This is a genomic window from Zymomonas sp., assembly GCF_020216885.1.
GTDB lineage: Bacteria > Pseudomonadota > Alphaproteobacteria > Sphingomonadales > Sphingomonadaceae > Zymomonas.
Window position 1 is genome coordinate 1 of record NZ_JAIWON010000058.1, and the last position, 10,000, is coordinate 10,000.

The 10,000-nt window shown below is 43.3% G+C and carries 10 protein-coding genes; 5 read left to right on the forward strand and 5 right to left on the reverse strand.

What is annotated here, in order from left to right:
* From LDL18_RS02985 to ccmC, 5 genes are all read right to left on the reverse strand, one after another.
* Positions 1 to 397 (reverse strand): redoxin family protein (locus LDL18_RS02985; RefSeq protein ID WP_296506926.1); only part of this gene is annotated, 397 nt, incomplete at its 3' end.
* Complete coding sequence (locus LDL18_RS02990) at positions 394 to 2,340, reverse strand: heme lyase CcmF/NrfE family subunit (RefSeq protein ID WP_296506927.1); 1,947 nt, start codon at positions 2,338 to 2,340, stop codon at positions 394 to 396. The genes LDL18_RS02990 and LDL18_RS02985, both read right to left, overlap by 4 nt.
* A 1-nt stretch (position 2,341) precedes the next feature.
* Positions 2,342 to 2,782 (reverse strand): cytochrome c maturation protein CcmE, encoded by a 441-nt coding sequence (gene ccmE, locus LDL18_RS02995; RefSeq protein WP_296506928.1) that lies wholly within the window; start codon positions 2,780 to 2,782, stop codon positions 2,342 to 2,344.
* A gap of 22 nt (positions 2,783 to 2,804) precedes the next feature.
* Complete coding sequence (locus LDL18_RS03000; protein WP_296506929.1) at positions 2,805 to 2,969, reverse strand: hypothetical protein; 165 nt, start codon at positions 2,967 to 2,969, stop codon at positions 2,805 to 2,807.
* Positions 2,966 to 3,682, reverse strand: a complete 717-nt coding sequence (ccmC, locus tag LDL18_RS03005) for a heme ABC transporter permease CcmC (protein WP_296506930.1) — start codon at positions 3,680 to 3,682, stop codon at positions 2,966 to 2,968. The genes LDL18_RS03000 and ccmC overlap by 4 nt, the downstream gene beginning before the upstream one ends.
* Positions 3,683 to 4,262: 580 nt before the next feature.
* On the opposite strand from ccmC, the gene LDL18_RS03010 reads away from it, so the two are divergent.
* The 5 genes from LDL18_RS03010 to LDL18_RS03030 all read left to right on the forward strand — a co-directional run.
* The gene (locus LDL18_RS03010) at positions 4,263 to 6,512 is read left to right on the forward strand and encodes a TonB-dependent receptor (protein WP_296506931.1); all 2,250 of its coding nucleotides are present in this window, start codon (positions 4,263 to 4,265) and stop codon (positions 6,510 to 6,512) included.
* Between the two features lie 183 nt (positions 6,513 to 6,695).
* Complete coding sequence (locus LDL18_RS03015) at positions 6,696 to 7,754, forward strand: ABC transporter substrate-binding protein (protein WP_296506932.1); 1,059 nt, start codon at positions 6,696 to 6,698, stop codon at positions 7,752 to 7,754.
* Between the two features lie 52 nt (positions 7,755 to 7,806).
* Positions 7,807 to 8,532, forward strand: coding sequence for an ABC transporter permease subunit (locus tag LDL18_RS03020; RefSeq protein ID WP_296506933.1), 726 nt, complete (start codon positions 7,807 to 7,809; stop codon positions 8,530 to 8,532).
* On the forward strand, positions 8,533 to 9,255 hold the full coding sequence (locus LDL18_RS03025; RefSeq protein WP_296506934.1) for an ATP-binding cassette domain-containing protein: 723 nt from the start codon (positions 8,533 to 8,535) through the stop codon (positions 9,253 to 9,255).
* Positions 9,256 to 9,291: 36 nt separating this feature from the next.
* The coding region (locus LDL18_RS03030) for a mandelate racemase/muconate lactonizing enzyme family protein (RefSeq protein WP_296506935.1) at positions 9,292 to 10,000 on the forward strand (709 nt) is incomplete at its 3' end.

Genomic DNA, 10,000 nt, shown 5'->3' on the forward strand with positions numbered 1-10,000 from the left:
CTAATTGTATCTGGCTGCCTTGATCTATACCGATGGCCTGATAGGGATTACCATAGCGGGTCAGAAAACGGGTAATATCAGCGGGCTTATCCCGAATGGCAATCGCCATAATCGGAATGCCCGCTTCATGAATAGCCATAAGGCTGCCGCTTTCTTCGGCGCAAGGCAGGCACCAACTAGCAAAAATATTGAGAAAATGCGGCTGGCCGTTTTTCAGGTCGCGACTATTGACCCCTGCGATGTCAGGTAAGACCGCTGGCAATTGAAATTCAGGGATAGCCTTGCCAATCTGTTTTGAAGGCACAACCGTATTTTCAGGATGCGATAATGCTAGTCGGAAAAACAGGAAACAAGCGGCAAAACCCACAAAAGGTAGCCATTTTAGCCATGTTTTCATAAAGACAGCCTTTGTCTTTCATCGGGGCGATTTTGGTGACGGCGTTTCTGGAGAAAGCGCAAAAGCCTATCCAGTAAGATCAAGCCGCCGCCAAAAGCGGTGAGGAAACCGCCATCCCAGATAAGCGTTACCAAAGGTTTCCACCAAGCGCGGATTTGCCAGCGACCATCTTCGGCCTGTTGTCCCAAGACCAGATAGAGTTGACCCCCCTTTGTTGTTTTAAGAGCGGTTTCGCTGGTATCCGTGACGGGATTGGTGAAATGCCGGAGTGCCGGATGAAGGGTAAAAGATTGTCCGTTTCTTTCGAGGCGGATATCCGCGACAATCGCCGTCCAATCTGAACCAAGATCGGGCATTACCCTGTCGAAATGCAGTTGCCAATCACCCAAGCGAGCCGTTTGTTGGGGTTTTAAGGCGGTGAGCAATTCTTGAGAAAAAAGCTCATTTGAAGCAATACCGCCTAAAGTTATAGCAATGCCAAGATGCGCCAACACCATACCCCATAGATTGAGGCGGATGGTCTTTTGTCGAAGGAGTGGCCAGAGGCAAAGAATCCCCACCATTACCGCAATAGCTAGAGAAATTGAGGCGAGAGGTGCTGTTGAAAACAAGCCTTTTGAGACAAGAATGACTTCTGTCAGGATGAATAGCCCTGCCCCGATCAGAAGTGGCCATTTAAGACTTGCCCAACGGTCTTCTTTCCAGCGGAGCAATGTGCCGAAAGGCATCAAAAGGCAGAGAAGTAAGGCCAGTGGCGTGATAATCATATTAAAATAGGGCGCGCCGACGGATAATTTTTCTCCGTTCATCATTTCAGCTAAAAGAGGATAGAGCGTGCCAATCAGCACGATCGCCAAAATAACACCGAGAAAGAGATTGTTCAGCACCAAACCGGCTTCACGGCTGGGTAGAATAAAATGATTACCCTGATGGATTTTGCCTATTCGAAGAGCAAACAGGGCTAAGGCGCCACCAATGTAAAGCCCAAGCAAGCCAAGGATAAAACTGCCTCGCCATGGGTCAACCGCAAAGGCATGAACACTCACCAGAATACCGGAACGCACCAGAAAAGTGCCGATCATGCTCATTGAAAAAGCGGTGACGGCCAAGACCAACGTCCACACCCGTAAAGCATCCCTTTTGGCAAGAACGGAAACGGAATGGAACAAGGCAGTTGCGGCGAGCCACGGCATTAAAGCAGCGTTTTCGACAGGATCCCAGAACCAGAAGCCGCCCCAGCCCAATTCGTAATACGCCCAATAGCTGCCTGCGGTAATGCCGATAGTAAGAAAAACCCAAGCGCCTAATACCCAAATACGCATGGCTTTCGCAAAGGCGCGGTCTGCTCTTCCTGTCAACAGAGCGGCAACCGCAAAAGAAAAAGCGACCGATAGACCGACATAGCCAAGATAAAGCGTTGGCGGATGAAAGGCCAATCCCGGGTCTTGTAACAGTGGATTTAAGCCAAGGCCTTCTGTAGCAGGAGGATTGAGGCGAGCGAAAGGGTTGGAAACAAAGAGCAAAAAGGCAAAAAAGCCCAAGGCTAGGAAGGCCTGTGACCCCAAAGCCAAAGATAATAATTTCTGGTCTATTTTTCCGCCAAAAAGCGCGAGCAAAGCCCCACAAAAGCTAAGGATAGTAACCCAAAGCAGCATTGAACCTTCGTGATTGCCCCAACTGGCCGCAACACGATAAAGCATCGGTTTTGCCCAATGATCGTTTTCAGCGACCAAGGTCACCGATAAATCAACCCGCATAAAAAGCCAGAGCAGCATGAAAAAAGCAGACAGCGCCAAGGCGGCTTGGATAAGGGCTGTTATTTTGACGGCACCGGAGAAGACATCATCAAGGCGATTATTCAGAACAGACAAGCCAAAGAGGCCTTGTAACAAGGCCATCATGGCGGCGAGCCACAAAAAAATAAGACCGGATTCGGCAATCACATCATTTTTCCTGTAATGTCGTTTGGGTCGCGGCCGCCTGCTGTTGAGTTACCGGCGGCATGTAGCGTTCGTCATGTTTGGCGAGGATAGTTTCAGCCGTGAAAGAACCGGATGGGTCAAAATGACCGTCAGCGACCACACCGGAACCTTCCCGAAAAAGGTCTGGCACGATGCCACGATAGGAAACCGCAATTTTCTGGTAACCATCTGTTACCCGAAAATGGATGGTTACCCCGTCTTTTTCACGGATGAGTGAGCCGCGTTCGACCATTCCCCCCAAGCGGATATTCCGGTTTAAAGGCAGATGCGCCTTGACGGCATCTGTCGGCGTGAAGAAATAGGCAGCCTGCTTTTTAAAGGCGACAAGTGCCAAAAAACCGGCAGCTATAACCGCCGCAAGGGCGATAATCCCCAGAATAAGCCGTTGATGTTTGGCTTGCACTTTTATCTCCGTCTATTTTGGGTCAGGCCTTGCGAGGTAAATCTTGTTTTGCTTGGTTCAGCTTCATCAGACGTTTTTCTGCCCGCCGCATTTGATACCAGCTACCGAATAGAGCCATAAGCGTGACGGTTATAACAAGGCCGTAGGCCGCAATCACAAAAGGCCATTGATGGGATGCCGTATTCATAAGGCAGCCATCCTCCGGAGACGGGCTTCATATTGGGCATGGGCAAGCAAATAACGCATCCTAAAAATAGTCATAAGGGCAAAGAGACAGGAAAAGCCAATCAAAGTCAAAGGCAGTGGCCATAAAAGGGATGGATCAATGGAAGAATGCGTAAGGCTGATGCTTTGGCCTTGGTGAAGGGTGCGCCACCATAAAACCGAATAATGAATAATCGGCAGATTGACGGCACCGAGCAAAGCGTAAATCGCTGGTATACGCGATGTCGTGCTGTAATTGCTGACTGATCGGGAAAGCGCAATATAGCCGAGATAAAGAAAGAAAAGCACCAGAACAGAGGTCAGTCGGCCATCCCATTCCCACCATGTTCCCCAAGTCGGTCTGCCCCATATTGAGCCAGTCATGAGGCAAAGTCCTGTAAAAATTGCCCCCGGTAGAGCCATCGCTTTCGCTGCGATTCCGGCCAAAGGATGTCGCCAAATAAATTGCACCAAAGAAGCTAAGGCGATGCTGCTCCATCCCCCCATGGCGAGCCATGCGGTGGGCACATGGATATATAAAATGCGGACGGTTTCCCCTTGGAGGTAATCCGGCGGGGTCACGAATAAACCGCCGATAATGCCAGCGAGGCTGAAAAGAATACCCGCAAGGCCAAGCCAAGGTGTTAATTTTCGGCTTAGGGATAGAAAAAAATGAGGATTAGCAAGTCTTATCATAGGATGGTTATCCTTGGCATTCTTTATCCCTTAACAAACAAAAAAATAAGATAGATTGACCCAAAATCAGGGTTTTATCATTTTTCCAAAAATCTTTCGATATTGTCTGATTCTTTATGTCTTGTGGATTATTTTCCGAAGAAAAATCTATCGTAAAATAGCGATAACATGGCACAAAAAAAGCATATTGCTTTATCAAATAATGCGTTTTTAGATATCTATTTATCAATGTCCAAGCCTGATTTCACCATTCCGGTATCAGATCTTTTTCTTTTGATTTTTTAGCAAAAATTCATTTCTTTTTTAAAATCAATTTGGAATTTAAATCTAAATTTTTAATTTATTTTTTATTTTAAGTTTAAATTTAAACCATTTTTTTAAAAAAATGAAAAAGAAAAATTTCTCGAAAATTCCACCTGTTTTTTCCTGAAAAAATCATCCCTTTTTCGAAAATCTTAAAATTACCAAAATGTAAAATGAAAGAATAATTTACTGTGATTAAATAAATTGTTTGTTGTCTTTAAAGTCAGCGAAGGAAATTATTTTAGGGAGGTTGAGGGACCGGAGGAGGGGGGAACTTATGCAAAAACTGGCTATAGCATCATCCTTAATAATAGCCTTTCCTTTATCGACGCCTGTTCATGCAAAAGCGTCCGATAACAAGGTATCAGAAGATAAACAGACGATTCAGGTGACGGCAAGATCCCCTTTTGAGGCCAATCAAAAGACGCCGATTTCGACTTCGGTTTTTACGAAGGAACAGGTCAAAAAACTGAATGTTCACGATCTTCAGGGTATGTTGGCTTTTATTCCTTCTGCCAGCTTTAGTGCAGCACCTTCTTCAAAAGATAGATCGATTTTTATCAGGGGCATCGGCACCGTTGCCCATTCCCGCGGATTAGAACCTTCTGTTTCGACGGTTATTGATGGCGTTGTTCTATCCCGAGGCGCGCAGGCCACATCTGACATTTTGGATGTTGACCATATTGATGTTTTAAAAGGCCCCCAAGGTACCCGTTTTGGTAAAAATGCGTCGGCTGGACTTATCAATATTGTAACAGCGGCGCCTACCCAAGACTTTCACGGTTTCGGAGAGGCTTCTTATTTTTCAGGTAATGAATACCGGATTTCAGGCGGTATTTCAGGCGGCCTTATTAAGGATAAATTGGCCGCCAATGCGTCTTTTCTGGTGAGTGGTTTTGATGGCAACGTCCATAATGATTTTTTAGGAAATACGGTCAACGGCTATAAGCATCGTGGAGGAAGAACCAAATTTCTATGGACACCGAGTGATCGAACAAAAGTGACTTTGGGGTTGGATTATATTTATTCCAACGACAATGTCCCAAATGGTATTTTTGTCTCCTCTGCAAAAACGGCTTATCCTTCTGGGAAGGTAACCAATAATACAGCACTACAGGCCGCTTTAAAAAATGAAGGTATTACCCCGACAAAAAATAACAACCATATAAGCAATGATACATATGGTTATACGATTGACCATAACGGTGGTGCATCCATTACCTTGGATCAGGATTTGGGCGGTGGATATTCTCTAACTTCCATTACCGCCTATCGCCGTTGGCAAAATAAACAAATTTACGACTATGACCAACTGGCACATATCTATGGCAGCTTACCCAAATTAGTGGATGTGGGCTGGATCAATTTTTGGCAGGCCTCTCAAGAAATACGAGTAGCGTCACCCAAAGGGCATTTTTTTGATTATGTCGCTGGATTTTATTTTCTCCATTCCGACGAGCATGAAATATATGATCGTTATATGAGTAAATTGTCTGGAAACGGTGTGGCATCCTATCATGGTCATGCCGATTTCGGCACCAGAAGTAATAATTATGCTATTTTTGGCGAAGGTAATCTTAATTTCACCAAAAAATTCAGGGCTATTTTAGGCCTTAGATTGCTACGAGATGATCTATCTTATTTCTTTGGTCGTCAGTCGGATTCTGCCACAACGGTAACGGGGATTCGTCCGAGCTTTAAGTCTTCGGGATCAACATCCCATTATGGGTATGTCGACCGCATCGGTTTACAATATGATATTACCAACGATATCCATAGCTATTTCACCTATTCTCATGGGTATAAGGGCCCTGCTTACAATGTTTTCTTTAGTGCCCAGAGCACCGATACCAATGTTTTAAAACCTGAGACCAATAATAGTTATGAGATCGGTTTCAAAACACAGCTGTGGGACAAAAAAATTACGGCTAATTTTGCCGCCTTTATTGAGAATTTTTCTAATTACCAAGCGAATAACGTTGATAGTACGGCCGGAGGCGCATTGATTACGCATCTGGTTAATGCGGGCACCGTATCAACCAAGGGTGTTGAAGGCGATATCCGTATTCGCCCGATCAAGGATTTTTCCTTTGGCGGTAATTTTGCCTATAATCATGCTGTTGTTGATCATTTTAATTGTCCGGTTAATGCCTCGGTATCTTGCAATGTTGACGGCAAACCCCTGCCCTTTGCTCCGCGTTGGAAATTGGTAGCTAATGCCGATTATGCCACAGATTTAAATGATCGTTTTCGTTTTACGATCGGCGGCAGTTATAACTGGCAAAGCAAAACCCAGTATTCGCTGACAGAAACAGTCGATACCATTCAAAAGGCCTATGGCATTTTGAATTTCAACACATCCATCACTGATAAAAAGAACAAGCTAAGTGTCATGCTTATCATGAGGAATGCTCTTAATACGCATTATTCTCCTTACCTTACTTATGGCAGTCTTGGCGGTGTTACTAGCTGGATATCCCGTGATTACGGTCGTTACGGTGGTGTGACCATCCATAAAGATTTTTAGAATATGTCCCCATTTTTTAAAGAATCACATTTAATGGTTCATAAATTAATATAAAAATCAACAATAAAAAATATTTTACCCCTATAAATATTTTGTTTCTAACAATTTAGAAGAAAAAATGTCATTGTTTTTATATATCTTCATAAGAGATGAGCCAATTTTTACATACAAAAAGGTTTTAAAATGAAATGTAGTCATAAATTGGTTATGTCATTTGCTTTATTGGGAAGTTTTTCTTTTGCATTCACTGGATGCAACAAAAATGTTCAGCCATCCAATAACGCAAACCCTTTTGAAGAAAAGCTTTTAAAGGAGGCGAAAACCAATCTTGATCTGTCACAGGTAACCTTGCGTGTTGGGGCGTCAGAAGGCCGAAACGGACAATCCGTTATTAAAGCGGCTAAGCTGGATAACACCCCATACAAAGTTGATTTTAATGTTATGCAAAGCGGCAATTTGACGATGTCGGCTTTATCTGCCAATCAACTCGACCTTGGAAACGGTAGTCAGATACCACCTCTTTTTGCCTCGCAGGCAGCCAATGGTGGTAATTTTAAAATTATTGCTATCAGAAAAGGGGCAACACTTGATCAAGAGCTTCTGATTAAGAAAGATTCCCCGATCCATTCAGTTTCCCAATTAAAAGGGAAAAAGGTAGCTTATGTCAAAGGGACAACAGCACAGTATTTTCTAGCCAAAATGCTGAAAAATGCAGGTCTTTCATGGCAAGATATTGATGCCATTCCAACATCAACCTCTGATGGGCTTTTTGCACTTTTAAGCGGGAAAGTGGATGCCTATGCCAGTTATGGCAATTCGGTTTTAACAGCCCATCAAAAGGGCGCAAAAACTCTAGAATCCGCAGAGAAAATTCTGTCTGGTGATTATTATTGGTATGCCACACCAGCCGCAATCAATGATCCCAAAAAACATGCTGCCATTGTTGATTATCTCGCCCGTTATCACGAAGCGAATGAATGGGCGCGAGAACATCCTGAAGAATGGTCAGAAATTTACAGCAATGAAAATAATCAGAATCCCGAAGATTTTCTTCAGATTTTAAACCAAGAAAACAAACAATCTCATGCAAGAGTAGAACCGATAGATGAAAGAACGATCTCTTCTGAAAAAGACATAGCGGATACCTTCTATGATTTAAAATTATTAAATAATAGGGGAGATATTCATGAAATTTTCGATGATTCATTCAAGGCTGAAATCGGTAAATTTACTCCCTATTAAGACTATTCTATGGCATAGAATAATCTTTCCCTGTCTTATTCCAATAATAGCCGTGTTGGCGTGGTTTTTCCTTACCCAAGGACAGAATAGCGAAAGTATTTTTCCGACGCCTCAGTCCGTCTGGCATGTAACCGTTAGACTGGCAAAAAATGGCGCTCTTTGGAATAATTTATGGGTCAGCAGTCTACGCGCTATCGCTGGATTTATTATCGGTGGTGGTATCGGATTTTTTTTGGGGGTTTTGAATGGCCAATTCAAAATAGCCGAAGAAATATTGAACACCCCTATCCAGATGATCCGTAACGTGCCGCATCTTGCCTTGTTGCCCCTTATTCTAATCTGGTTTGGCTTAGGAGAAACGTCCAAAGTTATATTGATTGCTTTGGGATGTTTTTTCCCGATTTATTTGAATAGCTTTTATGGCATTCGCCACATCGACAAGAAATTACTGGAAATGGGAAAAGTCTATGGCCTGACCCATAGAGAGACCTTCCAAAATATTATTTTCCCCGGCGCGACCCCTTCTATCATGGTAGGAATCCGCCAGTCTTTGGGAAGAATGTGGATCACATTGATTGTTGCTGAGACCGTCGCTGCCAAATCAGGTATTGGGTATATGGCGACTAATGCCAGAGAATTCATGCAAATCGATATTATCGTTTTAACTCTTATTATCTATGCGATGCTGGGCAGTTTTTCAGACTTTGCAGCCGCGAAAATCGAAAAACATCTTTTACGCTGGCATCAAGATTACAGAAAAATTTTGGAGGAAAGCTAGATGGAAAAGATATCTATCCAACTTTCCAAATTACGGAAGAATTTTGGAACGGTAGAAGTTTTAAAAGATGTTGATATCGCGATTCCAGAAGGGCAATTTGTAGCTCTGGTTGGAGAAAGCGGTTGCGGTAAAAGCACCCTTTTACGGTTAATTTCTCATCTAGAACGCCCAACTTCCGGTCAGCTTCTGATTGATGGGAAAGAAAGAAGAAAAATCAATCCGTCTGTCCGCTATCTCTTTCAGGAAGCGCGATTATTGCCTTGGCGAAGCGTTCTCGACAATGTGCGTTTGGGTGCCAAAGATCGAGATAAAGAGATTGCTCGTGAATCCTTGGAATCCGTCAATCTTCTGGACAAAGAAAATGAGTGGCCAGAGATTCTATCTGGCGGTCAATGTCAACGCGTTTCACTTGCAAGAGCTTTAGCAGGGAAACCCAAAATTCTTCTACTGGATGAACCTTTGGGCGCATTGGATGCCTTGACCCGTGTTCAAATGCAAAAGCTAATCGAAGGATTATGGCTTAAACAAAAATTTACGGTTCTATTGGTTACTCATGATGTCAGTGAAGCCGTCTATTTAGCTGACCGTGTCATCGCCCTTGAAAATGGGCAGATTGGTCTGGATCGCGAAATTCCCCTTCCAAGGCCAAGAGTCAAAGACAGACATTTCGCTTGTTTTGAAAATGAAATCCTCAATTTTATAATGAAAAATTATTATATTTAATTTTTTTATATTAAAATTTTAATATGGAATTTTATAATGAAAATTACTAAAGTTGAAATATTTCATGTCCATACTCGTCCCCAATCTGGCCAGCGTCCCATTCTGGTAAAAGTTTCTACGGATGAAGGTATTTATGGCCTTGGTGAAGCGGGTATTGCCTATGGTGTAGGAGGCAGTGCTGCGGCTGGTATTCTAAAAGATTATGCCGCTCTTTTGATAGGGGAAGATCCCTTTAATACTGAAGCTATTTGGGAAAAACTTTTCAAAAAAACTTTTTGGGGACAGGGCGGTGGAACCGTTATTTTCTCTGGCATTTCTGCTTTTGATATCGCCTTTTGGGATATTAAAGGTAAAGCCTTGAATTTACCGGTTTATAAACTGCTTGGCGGTAAAAATCGCGAAGATTTAAGAGTGTATGCTTCGCAATTACAATTTGGATGGGGCAAAGAGCGAAAATCCAAAGGTCGCAAAGAAGAATATGCAGAAGAAGCCTTGAAAGCGGTTGCAGAAGGTTATGATGCCGTCAAAGTCGATGTTTTAGCGCATGATCGAAATGGCAGCCGAGAAGGTGTTTTTCTTGAAGGCCCCCTTTCCTCTGAAACGATTAAAATCGGTGTAGAACGCGTCGAAGCCATTCGGGATGCCGTGGGACCTGATGTCGATATTATTGTCGAAAATCATGGTCACACCGATCTGGTCAGCGCGATTCAATTTGCGAAAGCGATCGAAGAATTCAATATCTTTT